Raw genomic sequence first — 20,134 nt, 5'->3', positions numbered from 1 at the left:
GTTTTATTCTTTAACCTTACCTTTGTCCCCTAGTTTTAACGTATGAGCGCAATTGTTGCCATAGTGGGCCGACCCAATGTTGGGAAATCAACTTTTTTTAACCGCCTGATCCAGCGGCGTGAAGCTATCGTGGATGCGGTAAGCGGAGTAACCCGTGACCGCCATTATGGGAAGAGCGATTGGAACGGGAAAGAATTTACAGTAATTGACACAGGAGGCTATGTACTGGGCAGCGATGATGTTTTTGAGAAAGAGATCGACAAGCAGGTAGAACTTGCGATAGGGGAAGCGGATGCTATTATATTTATGGTCGATGTAGAAACGGGGATAACGGGGATGGATGAGGATGTAGCCAATCTTTTGCGTCGTGTCGATAAACCTGTCTTTCTCGCAGTAAACAAGGTCGATAATACACAGCGGCTACAGGATGCGGTAGAGTTTTACTCCCTGGGTCTGGGAGAGTACTTTCCTATTTCAAGTATTAATGGTAGCGGGAGCGGGGAACTGCTTGATGAACTAGTAAAAGTTTTGCCCGAGAAAGAAGAGTCGAAAAGTGAGTTCCCGAGATTCGCGGTTGTCGGAAGGCCAAATGCCGGTAAATCTTCCTTTATCAATGCACTTATAGGAGAAGAAAGATACATAGTGACCGATATAGCAGGAACTACAAGAGACAGTATCGATACTAAGTACAACCGGTTTGGTTTTGAATTTAATCTGGTAGATACAGCTGGAATAAGGCGGAAGGCAAAGGTAAAGGAAGATCTGGAGTTCTATTCGGTCATGCGATCAGTTCGGGCCATTGAGCACTGTGATGTCTGTATCCTGATGTTAGACGCAACCCGTGGTTTTGACGGGCAGGTAGAAAATATTTTCTGGCTTGCACAGCGCAATAATAAAGGGATTGTAATTCTGGTTAATAAATGGGACCTGGTGGAAAAAGATACCCATGCTGTTAAAGAGTACACACGAAAAATCAAAAAGGCAATAGAGCCTTTTACGGATGTTCCCATATTGTTTGTTTCTGCCCTCACAAAGCAAAGGATTTACAAGGCAATTGAAACGGCAGTAGAGGTTTTTAACAACAGGAGTAAAAGGATTCCAACACGAAAAATAAATGATGTAATGCTGCCTATTATTGAGCATACACCTCCACCGGCTTATAAGGGTAAATACGTCAAGATCAAATTCATTACCCAGCTACCTACTCCCTACCCTCAGTTTGCCTTTTTTTGCAACCTGCCCCAATACGTGAGAGAACCTTACAAACGTTTTCTGGAGAATAAACTTCGGGATAACTTCGACTTTACCGGGGTTCCGGTAACCATCTTTATGCGGAAGAAATAGGAAAAGGTCTATTCCAGGATTATAGTATAAAAACCCGAATTAGGCAGCTGTTCTACTGTGAAGTTGCCGGCACTTAAGGTGGTAATTTCCAATCTGTCTCCGCAGCAGGGGTCGTTGCCTGTTAAACCAAAAGTAACTGACAGGTTAATAACCCAGTCATTTTCAAGTTCCACTGTATAAGCATATTCCCCGGGTTGCCAGTCAAAATTATTTAATTCAAGAAGACCGGAAGTTGCACCTTGTACATCGGATAAAACCCGGATTCGTAAATTTTCCGATTCATCCCTGCTTATCGAAATATTGGATTCGGTATAGGTTCCGTTTGAAATGATGTTTTCTCCATTGTTGATCAGCTCCAGGCGGATGGCGTCTCCCGCAGCACAAAGCACCAAAGAACAATCCGGGGTCTTATCAGTGTTACAGCTAAAAAACAGGATTAGAATTAGAAAAAGGGACAGGTATTTTACCATGTATTCAAAGACTTTTCTATTGCAAGAGTCTGAATTTAAAGATTGGTTGCTTTTACCAGCCTCCTGATGCGCCACCGCCTCCGAAACCGCCTCCGCCAAAGCCGCCCCCGAAGCCACCGCCTCCGAAACCACCTCCGCCAAAGCTACCTGAACCGCCTTTGTAGCTTCCACGGCCCATATTGCTAAGAATGATCACATCCCAGATATCGAGACCTTTACCTCGTCCTCCTTTCTTTCCACCTCCTTTGTTATTGCGATTTGCAAAGATGATTACAATGATAAGGATGAAAATGACTATGAAAATTATAAAGACGATTAGGCCAACTCTGATGTTTTTGTCGCTGCTGGAGTAGGTTTCTACCCCTTTCTGGAATTCTCCATTAAGAACCTGGAAGATCGCATCTGCTCCTTTGTTTAATCCAGTGGCATAATCACCATCTCTGAACTCCGGAACAATAATAAGATCAATTATTCTTTTGCTCATGGCATCGGTGAGTCTTCCCTCAACCCCATAACCAGTATTGATGGCGATCTTTCGATCCTCGTTTGCTACCAGGATAAGAACACCGTTATCTTCTTTTTCCTGCCCTATTCCCCACTTCTGTCCCCATTGGGCGCCCAGGTAATTGATGTCCTCTCCCTCTGTTGAGGCGATAATGGCAACGACAATTTGTGTTGAGGTAGTATCTGAATACCTGATAAGCTTGTCTTCCAATGCCTTTTGTTCTCCTTTTGAGAGCAGGGAAACATAGTCGTAAACACTGGTTTGCAGTTTCGGTTTTTCGGGGATGGTAAATTGTCCCCACACCAATGAAACACTGGATAAAAATAAAACTAAAATGCTAGCTTTTAGATACCTCATTACTCAGTTCATTGGTGTCATTATCGTTATATGGAAAGTGGGCTTTCAACTCTTCTCCGGCTTTTAGGATGCCATTTACGATCCCTTTTTTAAATTCTCCCTTTTTAAAGTGTAACTGGATCACATCTTTGGTGTCATTCCAAAATGTATTGGGAACTACTTCATTAATACCTCTGTCCCCGTAGATCACAAAAGTCCGATCCCGGACGGCGATATAGATAAGAACCCCATTGGCGTCTTTTGTTTCGTCCATCTTGAGTTCGTGGAAAACTTCCTTCGCTCTCTCATAGGAATCTTGCTTGGAACTACCCTCTATGTGGACGCGTATCTCTCCTGAAGTATTCTGCTCTGCTTTACGAATGGCTTCAACAACTTCGTTCTCCTCTTCCGGGGTTAGAAAGGCCTCTACCTTAGATTCTGGCATGGGATCAATCAAATTCAAAGTTTACGTCAGGGGCATTTTCAGAACCGGGATTCGCCTGATATCTAGCCATTTCTTCAAACCCAAACCACCCGGCTAAGAGTTTATTAGGGAATTTGGTAGTATGAATATCGTAAATGTTCACAGCCTCGTTAAAGCGATCACGCGCTACGTTAATCCTGTTCTCCGTGCCTTCCAGCTGTGCCTGTAATTCCAGGAAATTCTGATTGGCTTTAAGTTCGGGGTAGCGTTCAACCGTAACCAACAGACGAGATAGTGCTGAGGAGAGTCCGGTTTGTGCTTCCTGAAACGCAGCCATTTTCTCGGGAGTAAGGTCATTTGCATCAATTGTGGTTGAGGTAGCTTTTGCTCTTGCTTCAATCACGTCGGTCAGTGTACCGCGTTCAAAATCGGCTGCACCCTGTACCGTTTTCACAAGGTTTCCGATAAGATCATTACGCCTCTGATAAGTACTTTCTACATTAGACCAGGCCGTTTTGGCATTGGCCTCATATTCTACGGCAGTGTTATTAAATTCAACCGCCCACTGGTAAATGCCAAAGGCGACAACCACCAGGATAATTACGGGAATTAACCATTTTTTCATAAGTGTTCACAATTAAAAGTTAGGTATATATTTGTATCAAAAATTAGTTGATTGTTACATCACAACTGTTTTTTGATTTTGATAAGCTCCGCTTTTACGCGTTCTAATTTCTGAATAATTTCAAAGTTGGAAAGTGTTTTTTTCTTTTCTTCTCTAAGATGCGTCTTCGCTCCTTCGAGTGTAAACCCACGCTCTTTTACTAAATGGTAGATCAGCTGCAGATTCTTGATATCATCCGGAGTAAATTTTCGGTTTCCCTTGGCATTTTTTTTGGGCTGCAGTACATCAAATTCCTTTTCCCAAAACCTGATCAGGGAAGTATTGACGTCAAAGGCTCTGGCTACCTCGCCAATACCGTAATATCTTTTTTCGGGTAGCTCTATATGCATTAATCCAATGATTGGTTTTCCTGGTTGGCGTATTTCAGCATGTTTTCAAATTCCTCTGCAGTTAAACTTCCGTAGTAGAAATTAATAGGGTTGATTCTATCGCCATCTTTCCATACTTCATAATGCAAATGGGGGGCTTCCGATCGTCCTGTACTTCCTATGAACCCAATCAAATCACCACGTTTTACTTTCTGGCCCTTCTTTACATTGTACTTGCTTAAATGTGCATAGAGAGACATATATCCATAACCGTGTTCTATCCGAATGTGCTTCCCGTATCCTGACGCCCCGTTGTCTGCTCTGGATACCGTTCCGTCACCGGTAGCATAAATAGGCACTCCTTTAGGGGCTGTGAAATCCATACCCCAGTGCATTTTCCTCGCTTTGGTAAATGGGTCTGACCTCCAGCCGTAACCTGAAGCCATCCTCGTGAGGTTTTCATTGTTAACGGGCTGAATGGCCGGGATTGCTGCAAGTAATTTTTCCTTGTCTTCGGCTAACTTGGTAATTTCATCAAGAGAGCGCGACTGGATCACTATTTGCTTCTGGATAACGTCAAGTCTTTTTGTCGTGGCAATGATCATTTCCGAATTGTTGAATCCTTCGAGGGACTTGTATCGGTTTACCCCACCAAATCCGGCACGCCTTTGTTCTTCCGGGATAGGATTTGCTTCAAAGTAGAGCCTGTAGATATTATTGTCCCTGTCTTCTATATTGGTGAGAACCTGTTCGATTTGTTCTAATTTCTTATTGAGAAGTTCAAATCGTAGTTCGTAATTTTTTACCTCCCGCGAAAGGGATAACTCCCTGGGAGTATTCAGGATGTTTGTGTTTAATAAGAAGATTAATCCGAGAAAACCAAAAAGCGCTGAGCCGAGAATAAAAAGAAAGATGTTTCTATATCGACGGGATTTTTTAAGCTCAATTTTTCGATAGGAGAGCGTGTCCGGATCGTAATAGTACTTAACTTTAGACATGAATGTAAATTATCCTATTTTTGTGCTTCCAATGTATCAAAACAAACAAATATAAAAATTGTTTTGCAGAAAGCGTTAAAATTACCGAAACCTTATCTTCTTATATGACTTCGAGCGAAATACGCGATCATTTCCTGGCATTTTTCAAGGGAAAAAATCACACCATTGTGCCATCAGCTCCTATGGTTATCAAAGATGATCCTACCCTGATGTTTACCAATGCCGGAATGAACCAGTTTAAAGAATATTTTCTGGGAAACAGCGTATCAAAACACCCCCGTATTGCAGATACCCAAAAATGCCTGCGTGTAAGCGGAAAACACAACGACCTGGAAGAGGTAGGAAAAGACACCTACCATCATACCATGTTCGAGATGCTGGGGAACTGGAGTTTTGGGGATTACTTTAAAAAAGAGGCCATTCAATGGGCATGGGAATTACTGACCCAGGTATACGGGATCGAGAAAGACAGCCTCTACGTATCTGTTTTCGAGGGAAGCAAGGATGAGGACAATCTGGATATGGATGCAGAAGCCCTGGAATTATGGAAGGCCATAGTCCCCGAGGACAGAATCATCTTCGGGAATAAAAAGGATAATTTCTGGGAAATGGGAGATCAGGGTCCCTGCGGACCGTGTTCCGAGATCCATGTCGATATACGTTCAAAAGAAGATAGATTAAAGATCCCCGGAGCTCAACTGGTTAATCAGGATCACCCTGAGGTAATAGAGATCTGGAATCTTGTTTTTATGCAGTACAATCGGAAGGCAGATGGAAGTCTTGAGCCTCTTCCTGAACAACATGTGGATACCGGTATGGGCTTTGAACGCCTGTGTATGGTATTACAGGGAGTGAATTCTAGCTACGACAGCGATCTTTTTACCCCGCTGGTAAAAGAACTTGAGTTGGTTAGTGGGAAGTCCTACGGAAAAGATAAGGAGACAGATATCGCATTCAGGGTAGTTGTCGACCATATCAGGGCAGTGGCCTTTTCAATTGCCGATGGGCAGCTGCCGAGCAATAATGGAGCCGGCTACGTCATCAGAAGAATCCTGAGAAGGGCTGTTAGGTATGGATTTACCTTTCTGGGAATCTCCGAGCCCTTTATATATAAACTGGTTAAAGTCCTGGTGGCTACCATGGGATCTGCGTTTCCAGAGTTGAAGAAACAAAATGCCCTTATTGAAAATGTTATCAAAGAAGAAGAGCACTCTTTTCTTAAAACACTTGAACAGGGCCTTACCCTCCTTGATAATGTGATCTCTAAAACCAAAGAGAAGGTGGTAGACGGTGAGAAGGCATTTGAGTTATACGATACCTTCGGATTTCCAATAGATCTTACAAGTCTTATTTTAAGCGAAAAGGGTTATGAGCTTGATAAAGCTGGTTTTGAAAAAGCGATGCAGAAGCAAAAAGCCAGGTCCCGTTCTGCTTCTGAAGTGTCCAAAGACGATTGGCAAATCGTTTCGGAGAATGGGGAACAGGAATTTTTAGGATATGATCAGCTCAGCGCTGAAGTACAGCTGGTAAAATACAGGAAGGTAGTCACTAAAAAAGAAGGAACACAGTTTCAGCTGGTTTTCGACAAAACTCCATTTTATCCGGAAGGGGGAGGACAGGTAGGAGATAAAGGATATCTGGAAGTTCCCAATGGGGATGTTGTTTACATTCTGGATACAAAGAGGGAGAACAATGAAATCGTCCATTACGCAAAAAACCTTCCCAAACACCCGGAGGAAACTTTAATCGCCGTGGTGGATGAAGTTCAAAGGGCGAGAACGGAGCGGAACCACAGCGCAACTCATTTGCTGCATCAGGGGTTGAGGCTAATTTTAGGAACACACGTAGAGCAAAAAGGCTCAGCTGTACATTCGGGATACCTGCGCTTCGATTTCTCACATTTTGCGAAACTTACAAATGAGGAAGTCCGTCGCGTTGAGGACTTTGTAAATGAAAGAATCCAGGAACAGCTTCCTTTGGAGGAGCAGCGTGATATTCCTATGAAAAAAGCCCTGGAAGAAGGTGCCATGGCCCTGTTTGGAGAAAAATACGGGGAACAGGTGCGTACGGTTCGTTATGGCGATTCCATAGAGCTTTGTGGTGGAACGCACGTAAAGAACACAGGAGAGATTTGGCACTTTAAGATAATTTCTGAAGGGGCAATTGCAGCCGGGGTGAGGAGGATCGAAGCCATTACATCCGATGCTGTACGCCAATTCTACGAGGAGAAGAACAAACAGTTAGACGAGATCAAATCACATTTGAAAAGCAGTGGAGATCCTGTAAAAGCCGTGGAACAACTGCTGGAGGAGAACAATGCGATGAAGAAGGAGATTGAAGCATTGTTAAAGGCCAAAGCCAAAAGCTTAAAAATTCAGTTAAAACAAGAACTGGAATCTGTAGGTGATTTTTACTTCCTGGCAAAAGAAGTAGATCTCGATGCAGCTGCAATGAAAGACCTGGCATTTGAAATGGGGCAGGAAGAGGAGAAATTATTTTTACTTTTTGCATCCAAAAAGGATGGTAAGGCCTTACTGAGTTGTTATATATCAAAGAAACTTGTTGAGTTCAAAGGTTGGAATGCAGGTAAAATAGTTAAGGAGCTCGGTCAATATATCCAGGGCGGAGGTGGTGGACAACCTTTCTTTGCTACCGCCGGCGGAAAGAATCCGGCCGGAATACAAAAGGCCCTCGAAGAGGCACGCTCCCTGATCCGATAAAGAAATGGAACTTCAAACACATGTTCCGCTTAATAAGGCACCGATTCCAATTTCCTATGAAAGTGAAATAGTGCTGCTGGGATCCTGTTTTGCTAATCATATTGCTTCCAGGCTTACATACTTTCAATTCAGGAACAGGCTCAACCCTTTCGGCACACTTTTTCATCCTCAGGCTATAACAAATCTGATACTCCGATCCATTGAGGGAAGGGTGTTCAGAAATGAGGATTTGATATACCACCAGGAACAATGGCATTCTTTTGAAGTTCATTCTGAGATGAGCAGAGCTAAAGCTGATGACCTTCTTGCCGGGTTAAACAATGGATTGCAAGAGCTGCGAGAATTTCTATTAAATGCTTCTCACCTGGTCATAACCCTGGGTACTGCATGGGGTTATAAACGAAAAGATAGCGGCTCCTGGGTTGCCAATTGTCACAAAGTACCCCAAAGTGAGTTTGCAAAGATACTGTCAACCCCTGCCGATATAGAGGAAAACCTGACTAATGCCCTTACTTCCGTTTTTGGGATTAATCCGGAAATAGCGATATTATTTACAGTTTCGCCAGTAAGACATCTCAAAGATGGATTTGTTGAGAATCAGAGGAGCAAGGCACATCTTGTGGTTGCTGTTCATCAGCTTATTGAGCAATTTTCAAAAAAGAAGGTCTACTATTTTCCTTCATATGAACTGATGATGGATGAACTACGGGATTACAGGTTTTACGAGGCTGATATGGTACATCCCAATGCCCTGGCTGTTAATTATATTTGGGAGAAATTTAGCTCAGTATGCGTTGATAATAAAGAACATGCTGTCATGAGTTCTGTAGAGGAAATTCAGAAAGGTTTAGCACACAAACCATTTAATCCCCTTTCAGAGGCTCATAAAGCATTTAAATCGGCTTTGGGGGAGAAAATAAATGATTTAAGGCAACGCTACCCCTTTATGAAATTTGAGTAGGCTTTAGCTGATCACCCCCGCATTGTTTACCAGGCTGATTCCGTCATCGATCAGGTGACCCAGATCAGGATGTTCCTTTTTCACTTCGTGAAGATGGTCTAAAATCTCCCGGGCAAATGCCTGATCATTATTATTTTTGGCCAGTTCATATAATTCTACCGAAAGCAACCAGTCATCAGGATAATTATTGCAGATTTCTTTAAAGACTTTATTTCTGGATATGGTGGTATTGGTTCCTTTCCTGAATTCCCTGATCTGCCTATAGAGTAATTGTAATTTTCTGCGTTCGGGAGAAATAACCGGTTTAATGGTGGTACTGGTCACTTCATGTGTGATAAGGTCAAAACTCGACAGGTCGGCCGGACCGTTAAAAGCTGAGACGATCTTTTCTCCTACAGCCATATTGTAAAGTCCGCTTGATGGATCAAATAATACAGTGTCTCCATGGGTTACCGTACAGTCTTTAAATGTGATCAAAATGATCTCTCCTCTCAGATTTCGGGTTCCCGTAATGATTTCACCCTCTACCTTTATCCCTCCTTCAAATTCAAGGGAAATTCGCTCCCCTTCATAGATATTGTAGGCTTTAAGGTCGCGCGGACTCATATCCTCAATAGCCAGGTTGATTCCTTTTAGTTTACCAATAGGGGAGCCAAATCCGTTGGGGTGGTGCTTAGTACTGTGCCCCACCAGTTCTTTTTCCCGGTAAGATAAGGCTGTTGGGCCTTCAGTCTGAATGTAGGCAGCCTGATTCTGATGTTGAATGACCTTATTGAATGCTCCTGAGATCTGCAATCCTGTACTGAGTTCCAGGGTACATAATTCCCGGGATGCGATCACTTTTTTTACGCCACTTAACCCCCCTTTTCTCAAGGCCATGGTATTGGCAAATTCTTCTAAAACCTGACTCAGATAGGCAAAGTCGGGAGTGACAAATAATTGGGGTTGAGGTTTTGTAATGTCGAAGGAAGTATGTGCCGCTTCAATGGAATAGGGCACTTTTTTCACCTTATCGGTCATACACCAGGCACTTTCCCCGATGGAAGACAAAAGGCCTGCTCCATATATTTTTGGATGCTCAATACTACCGATCAACCCATATTCAACTGTCCACCAGTGCAGATTACGTATCAATGCAATTTCACTGGGCTCACCCATATTGTTTTGTAGATCCTCGATCTTAGCCTCGGCCTCATCGATACTGGCCTGTGGTGTTCCCGATGCTTCTTTGATTATGGATAAATGCCTTACGGCTTCGTATAATTCGTGATCCTTGGCATTCGAAATAGCCTTGCATCCGATTTCCCCAAACCTCCGTAGGTATTCTGCGTATTCCGGGTTGGCAATGATAGGGGCATGTCCGGCCCCTTCGTGAATGATATCCGGGGCGGGAGTGTATTCAATATGTTCAAGCTGGCGAATATCACCTGCGATGACCAGTACGTTATACGCCTGGAATTCCATAAAAGCAGAGGGGGGAATAAACCCATCAACTGCTACTGCTGCCCACCCAATTTCTTTCAATATCCTGTTCATTCCGTACATATTCGGGATATGGTCTATTGAAATACCAGTGAGTTTAAGGCCTTCCAAATAAGAGTTATGAGCAACCTCACTGAGGTAGTCTACATTTTTTCGCATCACATATCTCCAGACAGCCTGATCGATTGCTGTATATTCCTCATAGTTCTGAGGTTTTATATACTGCTTCAAATGTTCGGGCAGTTTGTCTAGAATGGGATTGCTTTCGTAGCTCATTACACAAATTTATTCTGTCACTCAAAGGTAAGAAAACAAGACCACAAAGCCATGTCTCAATCAGTGTCAACCATTGAGTAAAATTCATTAAAAAACCGCCGGGAAGGCGGTTTTTTATTTTAACTGGAAGCCAGCGTATTTGGAGGGTATTTCTCCAAAATTTGGGATACAAATTCCCTTATCCTCTCTTCCTTTTTCTCGATGTTTCCTGTATTGTTTAAGGTTCCGACGCCTCTTCCCTGCCAAATCAATTCTTTAGAGCTGGTATCGATGAGGTCAATATACAATGATCCTTCTGTACGGGTACTTATATTATTTCCCCAGCCCGGGCCTCCCCATAGCCATGGATTCCAATAGCCCCATCCGGGACCCCAACCCCAACCCCAGCCCCAGCCGGCATTGTTGTATACGTCAACTCGTTCACGTTCTTTGGTAAAAATACTGACCAGAAGGTCTGGATTTTCAGATTTTACAAAACCCTTATTTGCCATTTCATTTTCAATAGCCCTGAGGATTCTCTTTTTATCCAGATCCGAAATCTGGGCTTTGTCTATCCCGGTTTTGTAAAATGCGTAACTCTTATAGGTGTTAAAATCTGCGTTGCGGTCGTAGTCGGCAATAACTCTTACTGAAACACATGAACTCGCCAGAAACATAAGGGCGAGAGGGAGAAAAAACAAAATCTTCTTTTTCATAATACGGATTTTTTTAGTGAACCAATACTGTATACTTCGCTCAAATATCATGCCGAATCACCACATTTCAGGATCTTTTTCCGCTCGGATTAAAGCCGTAAGGGCAGTGTCTGCAATTACTTTCACAGCAGTACCCTCTTTTTAAATGGTATTGCTCGGTAAAAACCTTATAGCCTTCTTTTGAAAGGTAGAAATCTCCTTCTTCCAGTGGTAAAATCCTTTTCACTTGAGTTTTCTTTGATGCCTAAGAGTAAAATTACTGGTTTTCCTGTTAATAACCCATAGCTGTAATCGGTATTATGCCGGTATCTTTACTCCTGATAGCTAAAGGGATATGACCTTTAATTGTGAGTAATTTGTCGAAGATCTTTTTAAAGTTGCGCGAAAACGTATTAATTTTAGGAAGACAGGATAGTGTACATATGGTGATAATCAGTAAGTATTTTTTTTACAGGAATTACGTAGGTCTTTCTTTATGGCCTTTTATTATCCTTAAAGAACCGGAACTATCCCATGACAGAATTCTGATCAATCACGAACGTATCCATCTCAGACAACAGGCCGAAATGCTTATTCTGCCTTTTTATGTCTGGTATATTAGTGAATGGGTACTTAAATCCATTTGGTATTTAAGCACTTATAAGGCTTACCGAAACCTTAGTTTTGAACGAGAGGCCTACCTTCACGAATCGGATCCGGAATACCTTTCTTCCAGAAGTAGGTTCGGATTTATAAAATATCTTTGGTTGACAAAACAGGGCTAATGTTGATTTTGCCCACAGATGTCATAGAACTTCCGGGACTTAAGGAAAAACATATCAGTCTTTATCTACGACGAGAAGACATGATACATCCTACACTCTCCGGAAATAAATTCCGAAAGTTAAAATACAATATAGAAGAGGCTAAAAAACACAAATGCGAAACCCTCCTTACTTTTGGAGGTGCCTATTCAAATCATATTCCTGCAACGGCCTTTGCTGCTTCTTCGAATGGGATGAGTTCGGTTGGAATTATCAGGGGAGAAGAGCTGGCCGAAAGCTGGCGAAAGAATCCAACGCTTGTTAGTGCTGCGGAAATGGGGATGGATTTTGAATTTGTGACACGCAAAGAATATCGGTTGCGTGAAAATGCAGATTATCAGCAGAGAGTTCTTCAGCGGTACAAAGCGGCATATTTAATACCTGAAGGAGGCACAAATGACCTGGGGATAAAGGGTTGTGAGGAAATTCTGCTCCCTGAAGATAGCCGATTTGATATAATATGTTGCCCGGTAGGCAGTGGCGGAACCCTGGCAGGCCTTAGCAGGGCGGCTGGGGACCATCAGAAAATATTGGGATTTCCGGCATTAAAGGGAGATTTCCTTCCAAGCTTGATAGGAAGATATACAGAAAAGGAAAACTGGTCGCTCATTGATTCTTATCATTTCGGGGGTTACGGCAAGATTACAACTGAGTTAATCACCTTTATCAATTCCTTTAAGGAAAAGACTAAAATCCCCTTAGATCCCGTTTACACGGGAAAAATGATGTATGGCATTCTCGATATGATAAAATCGGATTCATTTAAAAAGGGAACCAAGATACTGGCAATTCACACAGGTGGTTTGCAAGGGATTAAAGGGATGAATGGAATTTTGAGAAAAAAGAACTTACCTTTGCTAAGCATATGAGGAAGATTTTTTTTATCGGAATAATGGTTGTCCTGGTCTCTGCCTGTGGGACAAAAAAACGCACCACATATAGTAAAAAGAATTCCGGAACAACCACTGTTGAGAAGAACAGGACGGATGATACCGGACTCTACCCTATGCCTGAGGACAATGGAAGATTTATGGAATTTCCCATTGCTTCCATAGAGGATTATATCGATACGTTTTCAGAAATAGCTCAGTTTGAAATGAAGGCATATGGAATCCCGGCGAGTATTACCCTGGCTCAGGGCATTCTCGAAAGTGGTTTTGGACGAGGAGAACTTACACTGAAGACCAATAATCATTTTGGAATAAAATGCCATACAGGATGGGACGGACCTTATGCACTCCACGATGATGATGAAAGGGGCGAATGTTTCAGGAAATACAATCATCCAATGTATTCCTTCCGGGATCACAGTTTGTTTTTGACCACCAGATCGCGATATGCATTCCTTTTCGATCTGAGTAAAGATGATTATAAAGGCTGGGCATACGGCTTAAAGAAAGCGGGTTATGCAACAGACAGGAAATACCCCCACAAGCTTATCTCTTTTATCGAACGATACAAACTTTATGAGTACGATACAGCTGTGTTGCAGCAAGGGTATGTGGTTGAGAAAAAATCTTCATCGGGGCGGTTTAAGGTTCATGTGGTAAAGGAAGGCGACACCCTTTATTCCATTTCCCGCAGATATTTTGTTTCTGTGGAAGAACTCAAGGAACTCAATGCCCTGAATGACAATATCATTTCGGTGGGACAGGAGCTAAGAATACAGTCCAATAAGATCAGATAATCCTATGAAGTACGAAAGGAGCAGTGCCTTGTTTAAAGAGGCACAACGCTATATTCCGGGCGGAGTTAATTCACCCGTTAGAGCATTTAAGGCGGTGGGAGGTACCCCTGTATTTGTAAAGGAAGCCAAAGGTGCCTATATATATGACGTGGATGGTAACAGGCTCATTGACTATATCTCTTCCTGGGGTCCGCTTATTCTGGGACATGCCTATGAACCCGTTATTGAAGCCGTCATTGAGAAAGCAAAAAAAGGCACTTCTTTTGGGATGCCTACCGAGATTGAGACCGAACTGGCTAAGCTGGCAATTTCCATGGTCCCCAATGTAGATAAGATCCGGTTTGTCAATAGCGGAACCGAAGCCTGTATGAGCGCTATCAGACTCGCAAGGGGATTTACAGGAAAGGATAAGATCATAAAATTTGCCGGGTGTTATCACGGACATGCCGATGCATTTCTCATCCAGGCGGGGAGTGGAGCTGTAACCTTTGGAAGTCCCAATAGCCCGGGAGTGACCGCTGGAACAGCCCAAGACACCTTGCTGGCTAACTACAATGACCTTGAGAGTGTTGATGCCTTGCTGGAAGCAAATAAAGATAAAATTGCCGCTATAATCATTGAACCTGTAGCCGGTAACATGGGCTGTATCATCCCCGATGACTCCTTTATTCATGGTTTGAGGGATCGTTGTACGGAAAATGGTATCCTTCTCATCTTCGATGAAGTAATGACGGGATTCAGGCTTGCACAGGGTGGAGCCCAGGAAGTACTTGGTATCCAGGCCGATATCGCAACCTACGGAAAGGTCATAGGCGGTGGATTACCAGTTGGTGCCTTTGCCGCAAGAAAGGAGATCATGGATTGTCTGGCCCCCGATGGTCCTGTTTATCAGGCCGGAACCTTGAGCGGAAATCCGCTGGCCATGAGTGCAGGACTGGCAATGCTGACAGCTTTGAAACAAAACCCCGGAGTGTTCGATAGCCTTTCCGAGAAAACAGAATACCTGCATAAGGGAATTGGTAGTATTCTAACTGATCATGGAATTGCTCACCAGATTAACCGCTTTGGCTCAATGATTTCAGTACATTTTACTGAAGAGGCTGTTAAAGATTTTCAAGGAGCAGTAAAGGGGAATAATGATACTTTTAAAAAATACTTCCATGGGATGTTATCCAAAGGGGTGTATCTTCCGCCCAGTGCTTTTGAAAGTTATTTTCTCAATGATGCCTTATCCTACGAAGACATTGATTTCACCTTAGAGGCATTGTCGCATATCGCTCCGGATCTGAAATAAAAAAGGGCCAATTTGGCCCTTTTTATTCGTTTATCGCTTCCCGCGACGTTTTTGCTCCCCTTTGTGCTTGCGCCCTTTTCTATGGTGCATCATCTTCTCCCATTTTTCGAATTGTTCCTGATTAAGGATGGATTTTAACTTTTCCTTACTGGCAATCATCCGATCGAGGCGCTCATTCTGCATGGCAAATTTTTCCTCAGCACTAAGTTCCTTGCGAGGAGAATCGGCCCGGTCTTCTTTCCTCGACTCCATTTTTTCCCTGCGTAGCTTGTTATTTTCCAAGTGAAATTCCTGAATCTGCTCCTGCTGTTTCTCTGTGAGATCGAGGGCTAGGGTCATCTTTTTGGTCTGCAAGGTTGCCATTTGTTCCGGTGTCAGGGGATCTTCTGCGTGGCGTGGTCCGTGCCGATGTCCTTCCTGGGCAACGGCACTCATACTGGCTATGATAAACATAGCAATAAGAATTTTTTTCATGTGTTATTAATTTAAGTTATACCCATAAGACCTGAAGTACAATAAAAGGTTTATCCCTAAATCTGAATTTAAGATGAATTTAACTCATGGACTATAAAAAAAGGAAAGGCCTGCTAATTGCAGGCCCTTTCTTATTGATTTGGGGATATGAAAAAGGTAATTGCTTATAAAGGCTGGTCGGTATCCTGGTTAAAATCTTCAGCTTGCGTCTGAACGAGTTGCAACTCTTCAGAGGAAGGTTCATTCATATTGTTTTCTATTTGTCCGTAGATGACAACTGAAACAACAAAACAAATCAGGTATATGAGACTTTTTACTTTATAAGACATGATCTGGGGTTTTTTATTTATATCACTAATATAGACCCTTAAGGAAGGCAATTTGGAGGAATGTTGTGCAGTGGCAGCTCTGATGTGGTGAAAGCACAAAAAGTTGTGGTAAACGGAGAAATTGGGCGGGGGTTGATAATAAAAAAAGGTACCGCTCACAGAGGAAACAGTACCTTTTAAAGAGAGGTATGATTTTAATTAGCTTGGATCCAGGATCTTTTCTATGCGCTTGGCGATATCCTGTAAGTGATATTTACTCATCCTGTCGGAAGTCCGGTTAGCGGCATTTAAAGCAGCAGATCTCAGCGTAGTAAGTTCTGCTCTGGCGATAGACCGGATGTCAGACTGACTTGTAGTTACGGCTGTTGATTTCCGGTATCCGCCAAAATCAGGCAACTTGCGCTGGTTTTCAGCATTCATGAGGTATTCGAGTCGGTCTACATAAGCCTTTTGCAGATTCCTGCGATAAGTATCTATGGTTCTTCCATACCTGAGCTCAGACCAGATTCCACTTCGCAGGTCAGTCATTAGGTCGACCAAGGTATAAGCCTCATTGCCATGGATGGTCTCGTATTCTACCAACCTCGCCATTTTACCAAGGCTCAACAGGTTATTCAGAGCACGAACCTGTGCGGCTCTTACTCTTTCCACTGAACCGGAGTACTCAATCTTCGCAAAAAGGTCGGGATTGATCAGCCACTCAGGTGTTTCAAAGAGCTGGTCGTGTAAAAAGGCGACACAATTCTCCTGATGCTCCTTGGGGACATAGGTATAAACGGCCCCCTCCTGATCATAGGTCTTGTGATTTTCGTAGACTCCTCCGATGTTGTTGGAAACATGACCCATATACCTGTTGTATTGATTTAATACCTGTCTGTATAAGGTTTCAAGGTCATCGTAATTTTTTCCATCTTCCTGGGTCCATTCAATCAGATTGGGAACGATACGCTTTAAGTTTTTAATTCCGTATTCGCTTGCGAGGATAGCGTTATCTCCAAGATCTTCGGTTTGCGAACTGGGATCGACCACATCACCTACTTGTTGATGTCCGAATCTATACATGGGATCTCCGGCATGTTCAAGGATCCATGAATCAAGGATGGATTTTTCATCTTCAGCAGAAACATCCGGAATAGGTCTGTAACCCCATTTGATAGCATATTTGTCGTAAATACCAATGTCAGGCATCAACGCAACATCCCCATCTTCGGGCTGTGCTATATAATTGAAACGGGCATAATCCATAATAGAAGGGGCCGTTCCATATTTCTTAGTAAAGGATTCGGAGCGAAGAGAATCAACGGCATATGCAACACTGCTCCCCATGTTGTGCGGTAATCCTAAAGTATGTCCTACCTCGTGGGAGGAAACAAACCTGATTAGTCTGCCCATAACTTCATCTTTAAATGCAACACCACGTGCCTCAGGGTTGATGGCAGCAGTTTGTACAAAGTACCAGTTCCGTAATAGTGTCATTACGTTGTGATACCAGTTGATGTCGGCCTCCAGTATTTCACCACTACGGGGATCACTTATATGAGGTCCAGAGGCATTTTGAATGGTGGATGCCAAATATCTAACTACGGAGTATCTCACGTCTTCGGGTGACCATTCAGGATCTTCTTCCGGAGAAGGAGGGTCTTTAGCAATGATAGCGTTCTTAAAACCTGCAGCTTCAAAGGCTACCTGCCAATCTTCTATTCCCTGTTTGATAAAAGGCACCCATTGTTCAGGAGTTGCCCGGTCAACATAGTATATGATTGGGTTTTTTGGCTCAACCAATTCCCCATTCTTAAATTTATCCATGTCCTCATCCTTCACTTCCAGTCTCCAGCGATCTAAGAAGGTGATGGTCTTGCTTTCCTGCGCATCCAGGCCGTAATCTACCTGTCCTCTGGCAAACCATCCTACGCGTTCATCAAAATAACGGCGCTTCATGGGTTCTTCCGGAAGGAGGATCATCGAATTGTTTATCTCTATAGATATAGAACCCAAACTCCGATTAGAAGGAGGATTCCCGGCATTGTATGTTTTTACATGCCTGGCTTCTATATTGAGGGGGTAGCTCTTCAGCGATTCAAGATAACTCCTGTCTGCATCCAATCGTGTTGCCTTGTATCGTTTCTTTAATCTGTCGGGCATACCAAGGGCCTGTACATCTTTTGTAAAGAGTTCGTCTACCTGAATCACCGTGGCGGGACTCAGAGAGTCTTTCTTAAAGGCTTTGATATCGAAAGAATATAAGATAGGTTCAAAGTTGGAATTAACAACAGCTTCGTGCACGGGAAGGGAATCTGCCGCTACCACGTCATAACTTACTACACGGAGCAAAACCTTTTTTGGTTTCTTTTCCCATCTCAGGACCTGTTTATTAATTTCTCCACCTCCGAAACCAGTTCCTGAGGCTGCCTTGGAGATTCGGCTAACCATTAGCATTTCACGATTGAAGAGGGAATCCGGAATCTCGTAAAAATGAGAGTCATCTACTTTGTGAACATCAAAGAGTCCGGAATCTGTGACCGCATCTTTGGTAATTACTTTGTCATAGGGTTCAGGATCACCTTTCTTAGATTTAGCTTCCGGTTTAGAAACTTCGGTTTTCTTCTTTTTTTTGAAGAGCTGTGCCTCCGTACTTGGTGCGTACCCTACAAGTAACAGAATTACAAGAATCTTTGGGAGTACTTTTTTAATCATTTTCTGACTTTTAAAATTGAATTTTCCAAAGAACTGAAAATATAGCCAAAAGTTCTGTTAAGGTTATCTTAAGTAGAGGTAGTTGTGACAAAGCAAAACAGAAGGTTAAAAGGCAAGTAATAATGGGCAGTTACCGGATTTTTAGAGTGAAAATTTGATAAGGATCACGCTGTGATCAGATTGTTAAACCTACGCAAATGATGTAACATTTGGTTTTTTTCAAAGTCTTATAGATAGAGTATAACATTCATCTAATCAATCGAAAAATGAACAAATTAATTATCCTTTGTGGGATGGTTTTCCTGGGGATAACCTCCACGCCGCAATCAACTGATCCTAACGATGTAAGTTTAGAAAAAGAAATAACCTCTTTTGTTTTGTCAGAAGAAAACATCGATGCAATTCCCAGTCATCTAGTTTCAGAGAATTGGATATGTACTGAGGAAAAAGAATCAATATCCCTGGAGCTTACCTCTATCCCTTATTTGGAAATGGAGGAAGAGATTGATCTGGGCTTTAATACAGCAGAATACCTGCCTGAGAATTTTGATCCACAAAAGGCCTATTTCGATCTCTCTACTGTAGTTTATCAGGACTTGAGCAAAGAAGAGGACTTTATTGGAAATTTAAGCAGCTATCTGCCTGAAGGATTCGATCCCTATGCTTCTCCTGCTGATTTTATGGATATTTCTTATATAGATGAAGAAGATATAGAGATGGGGTTTGATACAAGGATATACCTTCCTGACCATTTTGATCCTTATAAAAAAGAACTGGATTTAAACTCCATAGTTTATCTCGAAGAAGAAGAGGTGGAATTGGGTTTTGACACCACCATGTATCTGCCTGAAAATTTTGACCCATACAGTCTTTAGTGAGCTGTATTAATACCAATTTTATTTAATCACTTATTTGAATTAGTTAGCGGAAAAGCCCCTCGAAAGCAGGGGCTTTTTGTTTTGGAAGAATAAATAACCACCCAGGTCCTTACTTAACAAAAGTTTAACGCACAAATCACGACTGGTTTTACTGCAATAAAAGCTGTCGGCTGGTACACTAAATGTGTCATTTAGACCTTATTATTATCAACTTGATAGTAAGAATCTATAGAAATTATCAAAATAATAATATGTGCTTATATTACAATATGTTAATCATTTCTCAAGTACAATAAAAATGGGGCTTTCGGGTTATATCTTTGCTTTATAATTAAACCAAAAAAAAGCATTATGAATATAGATATTTTAAAAATCAGCACACTTTCACTCTTAGTAGCGGGGCAGATGGCTTTCGCGAGTGGAAATTTAAATGACAAAAATCTGATCCTTGAGGATATCATCTATCTGGAGGAAGAAACAGCTTCTCTCGATTTCGATACAGATACGTACCTGCCAGAGGATTTCAATCCTTATGCAGGACCAACTAACGTTTTACACGTCAGTTATATAGAAAAGGCAGAGGAGATTGATCTTGGATTTGATACCAGGGAGTACCTGCCTGAGGGATTCAATCCTTACCAATGTGATTTTGACATAAACTCTATCGAGTATATTGATGAAAATGACCTCTTTGAAGTCGATTTTGATACCCGGGAGTACCTCCCCGCTAATTTCAATGCAAGCATTGGAAGGTAAGAAGTAAGATAATAT

General features: G+C 42.4%; 21 protein-coding genes. 9 read left to right on the top strand and 12 right to left on the bottom strand.

Going from position 1 to position 20,134, the window contains the following annotated elements; translation table 11 throughout:
• The first annotated feature begins 42 nt into the window (after positions 1-42).
• Complete coding sequence (gene der / locus ACA086_RS12375; protein ID WP_369748422.1) at positions 43-1,344, top strand: ribosome biogenesis GTPase Der; 1,302 nt, start codon at positions 43-45, stop codon at positions 1,342-1,344.
• 8 nt (positions 1,345-1,352) lie between these two features.
• Here der and ACA086_RS12370 read toward each other — a convergent pair whose 3' ends face one another.
• The 6 genes from ACA086_RS12370 to ACA086_RS12345 are packed head-to-tail and all read right to left on the bottom strand — an operon-like array spanning position 1,353 to position 5,070.
• Entirely contained in the window at positions 1,353-1,814 is a 462-nt protein-coding gene (locus ACA086_RS12370) for a hypothetical protein (RefSeq protein ID WP_371003641.1), read from the bottom strand.
• Positions 1,815-1,866: 52 nt separating this feature from the next.
• Complete coding sequence (locus tag ACA086_RS12365; RefSeq protein WP_371003640.1) at positions 1,867-2,676, bottom strand: YgcG family protein; 810 nt, start codon at positions 2,674-2,676, stop codon at positions 1,867-1,869.
• Positions 2,657-3,100 carry a TPM domain-containing protein gene (locus ACA086_RS12360; protein WP_371003639.1) on the bottom strand — a complete coding sequence of 148 codons (444 nt, stop codon included), beginning with the start codon at positions 3,098-3,100 and terminating at the stop codon, positions 2,657-2,659. The genes ACA086_RS12365 and ACA086_RS12360 overlap by 20 nt, the downstream gene beginning before the upstream one ends.
• Before the next feature lie 4 nt (positions 3,101-3,104).
• Complete coding sequence (locus ACA086_RS12355) at positions 3,105-3,704, bottom strand: LemA family protein (RefSeq protein WP_371003638.1); 600 nt, start codon at positions 3,702-3,704, stop codon at positions 3,105-3,107.
• A 59-nt stretch (positions 3,705-3,763) separates the two neighbouring features.
• Entirely contained in the window at positions 3,764-4,093 is a 330-nt protein-coding gene (locus ACA086_RS12350) for a MerR family transcriptional regulator (RefSeq protein WP_371003636.1), read from the bottom strand.
• Positions 4,093-5,070, bottom strand: a complete 978-nt coding sequence (locus ACA086_RS12345; RefSeq protein WP_371003634.1) for a M23 family metallopeptidase — start codon at positions 5,068-5,070, stop codon at positions 4,093-4,095. The genes ACA086_RS12350 and ACA086_RS12345 overlap by 1 nt, the downstream gene beginning before the upstream one ends.
• 104 nt (positions 5,071-5,174) lie before the next feature.
• Between ACA086_RS12345 and alaS the strand changes: the two genes are divergently transcribed.
• Both alaS and ACA086_RS12335 read left to right on the top strand, forming a co-directional pair.
• The gene (alaS, locus tag ACA086_RS12340) at positions 5,175-7,790 is read left to right on the top strand and encodes an alanine--tRNA ligase (protein ID WP_371003633.1); all 2,616 of its coding nucleotides are present in this window, start codon (positions 5,175-5,177) and stop codon (positions 7,788-7,790) included.
• A gap of 4 nt (positions 7,791-7,794) precedes the next feature.
• Positions 7,795-8,751: a GSCFA domain-containing protein gene (locus tag ACA086_RS12335; protein ID WP_371003631.1), complete on the top strand. Its 957-nt coding sequence runs from the start codon at positions 7,795-7,797 to the stop codon at positions 8,749-8,751.
• 3 nt (positions 8,752-8,754) lie between these two features.
• Here ACA086_RS12335 and ACA086_RS12330 read toward each other — a convergent pair whose 3' ends face one another.
• The 3 genes from ACA086_RS12330 to ACA086_RS12320 form a co-directional block, all read right to left on the bottom strand.
• Positions 8,755-10,509, bottom strand: coding sequence for an aromatic amino acid hydroxylase (locus ACA086_RS12330; RefSeq protein ID WP_371003630.1), 1,755 nt, complete (start codon positions 10,507-10,509; stop codon positions 8,755-8,757).
• A gap of 119 nt (positions 10,510-10,628) precedes the next feature.
• The gene (locus tag ACA086_RS12325; RefSeq protein ID WP_371003629.1) at positions 10,629-11,204 is read right to left on the bottom strand and encodes a DUF4136 domain-containing protein; all 576 of its coding nucleotides are present in this window, start codon (positions 11,202-11,204) and stop codon (positions 10,629-10,631) included.
• A 67-nt stretch (positions 11,205-11,271) separates the two neighbouring features.
• Positions 11,272-11,430 (bottom strand): DUF5522 domain-containing protein, encoded by a 159-nt coding sequence (locus ACA086_RS12320; protein WP_369748433.1) that lies wholly within the window; start codon positions 11,428-11,430, stop codon positions 11,272-11,274.
• A gap of 130 nt (positions 11,431-11,560) precedes the next feature.
• On the opposite strand from ACA086_RS12320, the gene ACA086_RS12315 reads away from it, so the two are divergent.
• The 4 genes from ACA086_RS12315 to hemL are packed head-to-tail and all read left to right on the top strand — an operon-like array spanning position 11,561 to position 14,988.
• A complete protein-coding gene (locus tag ACA086_RS12315; protein WP_371003627.1) occupies positions 11,561-11,968 on the top strand; it encodes a hypothetical protein in 408 nt (135 codons plus the stop codon).
• On the top strand, positions 11,968-12,876 hold the full coding sequence (locus ACA086_RS12310) for a 1-aminocyclopropane-1-carboxylate deaminase/D-cysteine desulfhydrase (protein ID WP_371003626.1): 909 nt from the start codon (positions 11,968-11,970) through the stop codon (positions 12,874-12,876). Before ACA086_RS12315 ends, ACA086_RS12310 begins: the two co-directional genes overlap by 1 nt.
• Complete coding sequence (locus tag ACA086_RS12305; protein WP_371003625.1) at positions 12,873-13,694, top strand: glucosaminidase domain-containing protein; 822 nt, start codon at positions 12,873-12,875, stop codon at positions 13,692-13,694. The genes ACA086_RS12310 and ACA086_RS12305 overlap by 4 nt, the downstream gene beginning before the upstream one ends.
• Before the next feature lie 4 nt (positions 13,695-13,698).
• Positions 13,699-14,988, top strand: coding sequence for a glutamate-1-semialdehyde 2,1-aminomutase (gene hemL / locus ACA086_RS12300; protein ID WP_371003624.1), 1,290 nt, complete (start codon positions 13,699-13,701; stop codon positions 14,986-14,988).
• A gap of 30 nt (positions 14,989-15,018) precedes the next feature.
• On the opposite strand, the gene ACA086_RS12295 is transcribed toward hemL, so the two are convergent.
• From ACA086_RS12295 to ACA086_RS12285, 3 genes are all read right to left on the bottom strand, one after another.
• Positions 15,019-15,462: a hypothetical protein gene (locus ACA086_RS12295; protein WP_371003623.1), complete on the bottom strand. Its 444-nt coding sequence runs from the start codon at positions 15,460-15,462 to the stop codon at positions 15,019-15,021.
• A gap of 164 nt (positions 15,463-15,626) precedes the next feature.
• The gene (locus ACA086_RS12290; RefSeq protein ID WP_371003622.1) at positions 15,627-15,791 is read right to left on the bottom strand and encodes a hypothetical protein; all 165 of its coding nucleotides are present in this window, start codon (positions 15,789-15,791) and stop codon (positions 15,627-15,629) included.
• A 198-nt stretch (positions 15,792-15,989) separates the two neighbouring features.
• Positions 15,990-18,485, bottom strand: coding sequence for a zinc-dependent metalloprotease (locus ACA086_RS12285; RefSeq protein WP_371003621.1), 2,496 nt, complete (start codon positions 18,483-18,485; stop codon positions 15,990-15,992).
• A gap of 266 nt (positions 18,486-18,751) precedes the next feature.
• Here ACA086_RS12285 and ACA086_RS12280 point away from each other — a divergent pair, with 266 nt between their 5' ends.
• Together ACA086_RS12280 and ACA086_RS12275 are read left to right on the top strand one after the other, a co-directional pair.
• Complete coding sequence (locus ACA086_RS12280; RefSeq protein WP_371003620.1) at positions 18,752-19,360, top strand: hypothetical protein; 609 nt, start codon at positions 18,752-18,754, stop codon at positions 19,358-19,360.
• A 354-nt stretch (positions 19,361-19,714) separates the two neighbouring features.
• The gene (locus tag ACA086_RS12275) at positions 19,715-20,119 is read left to right on the top strand and encodes a hypothetical protein (RefSeq protein WP_371003619.1); all 405 of its coding nucleotides are present in this window, start codon (positions 19,715-19,717) and stop codon (positions 20,117-20,119) included.
• Positions 20,120-20,134: the final 15 nt, after the last annotated feature.

This window comes from Muriicola sp. E247 (assembly GCF_041358175.1).
Lineage (GTDB): Bacteria > Bacteroidota > Bacteroidia > Flavobacteriales > Flavobacteriaceae > Muriicola.
The sequence above is the reverse complement of the archived record's forward strand: the minus strand, read 5'-3'. Positions and strand labels throughout refer to the sequence as shown.